At 46.2% G+C, this 1940-nt stretch carries 1 protein-coding gene, 1 pseudogene and 1 other annotated feature; of the genes and pseudogenes, one reads left to right on the forward strand and one right to left on the reverse strand.

The features are described 5' to 3' along the window. Positions 1 to 41: 41 nt before the first annotated feature. Positions 42 to 677, reverse strand: coding sequence for an RHS domain-containing protein (locus QL982_RS14315; protein ID WP_290190434.1), 636 nt, complete (start codon positions 675 to 677; stop codon positions 42 to 44). A 67-nt stretch (positions 678 to 744) separates the two neighbouring features. Here QL982_RS14315 and QL982_RS14320 point away from each other — a divergent pair. After that, a pseudogene (locus tag QL982_RS14320) lies at positions 745 to 1865 on the forward strand (IS3 family transposase); the annotation flags it as partial. Beyond that, positions 1020 to 1136, forward strand: a sequence feature (AL1L pseudoknot). Its footprint overlaps the pseudogene before it by 117 nt. Positions 1866 to 1940 lie beyond the last annotated feature (75 nt).

Consider the following 1940-nt stretch of genomic DNA (forward strand, 5'->3'; position numbering starts at 1 on the left):
GGTTTTACACCGATACAGAAACTCAATCAGGCAGCTTAATTCTATTTATTAGGTGTCTTAAGTTTGGGAGGGTTACCGGTATTGTAGTGTAGTCCGCTCTCACTATCGTAGTACTGGTTCGATAAGCGTAGGTTTAATTCAAACGTGCTGTTCGCATTGATAGTGGCATAGCCAAAGTCTTCATTGTCCGCTTGCCAGATAAGCTTACTGGTGTTGTCAGTGACGGCTATCGGTGCGTTTCTATGATCAGTATGAATGTAGTACAGCTCACCTTGTTGTAGGATGGCAATAGGTGTGTCGTTCAGCCAGACATACTGTTTAAGATTGTCTGCTTGTTGTCCTGCGGTGTCTGTCGTTTCAGCAATGAGCTGATTGCCATCATAGAAGTAATAGGTGGTTTTTGTCTGATTACCTTGATGGTTATAAGTCGTCTTAGCGACACGCTGGTTAAAGGTGTTGTAGCGGTAGTCAGCGATAGGTATGAGCTGACCTGTCTCATCAGTACGGGTGATCTTGATCAATCGGTTTTGACTGTCGTACTGGTAGTGCTGATCGCCTTGCTTGACCGTTCTACCCCACTGATCCATCTCAGGGGTTTGACTGATCTGCTCAATGACATCTTTCTGCTGGACAAACAGCGGCTCTGGATTTCGGTTATAAATAACTTGGTCAAGCACTTGACGAACTTGCTTACTGAACCGCCCCGGGATTGTCGGAGACTTAATATTCTGAGAGAATACGACAATGAAAAGACAAACCTACACCCCCGAGGTTAAAGAACGCGCCGTTCGCATGCTGATTGAAGCGTCGAGCGACTATCCTTCTACATGGTCAGCCATTCAAGCCATAGCGTCAAAGATTGGCTGTACGCCTGAGACACTGCGATCCTGGCATAAAAAGCACATAGACCAAACCATTCCCGCCTCAGTGCAGGCTCAAAGTGACAAAGAGCGTATCAAAGAGCTTGAACGAGAGAATAGAGAACTCAAGCAAGCCAATGAGATTATACGTAAGGCTGCTGCTTTTTTCGCCCAGGCGGGGACGGGCCGTCCACCCAGATAATGGTTCAGTTTATTGATGACTATAGAGGTAGTTATGGGATCGAGCTGATTTGTAGAGTACTACCGATTGCCCCGTCAACCTATCACCGTGCTAAAGACCTAGAGTGCTGCCCTGAAAAGCGTTCACTGCGCAGTCAGCATGACGACTACTATCTCAGCGAGATTAAACGCATCTGGCAGGACAGCAAATGCCGCTATGGTGCTCGCAAAGTCTGGCGGCAGATGAAGGCAGATGGCATTTATATCGCACGCTGCACCGTCGAGCGTTTAATGAGTCAGCACGGCTTACAAGGTGTCTGGCGCGGTAAGGGTAAGATTACCACCAACAGCCGTGACGACCAAAAGCGTGCTGACGACTTGGTCAATCGTAACTTTAATGCCCATCGTCCTAATCAGCTGTGGGTTGCAGATTTTACTTATATCAAGACATTGAGCGGCTGGGTTTATACCGCTTTTATCATCGATGTATTTGCTCGCGCTATTGTCGGCTGGAAGGTATCAAAGCGCATGAACACCGATATGGTAATGGCGGCATTAAATCAAGCGATAACAGATAGAAACAATCCCAAAGATGTCATTCATCACAGTGATCGAGGGGTTCAGTATTTATCCATTCGTTATACTGATAAGATGGCTGATTCTGGCGTCATTGCCTCTGTTGGCACAACAGGCGATTCATACGATAATGCGTTGGCTGAAACGGTCAATGGACTTTATAAAACGGAAGTGATTGATTATTTAAAGCAGAACTGGACTGGTGTGAACGATGTTGAACTGGCAACCCTTGAGTGGGTGGATTGGTTTGTAGTGGCATAATAAACTTGGACAGCTGCTAAGAGGTTATACTAACCCAAAGAAGGAAAATAGTATGACCAACAA

Source organism: Psychrobacter sp. 5A.1 (assembly GCF_030407455.1).
Lineage (GTDB): Bacteria > Pseudomonadota > Gammaproteobacteria > Pseudomonadales > Moraxellaceae > Psychrobacter.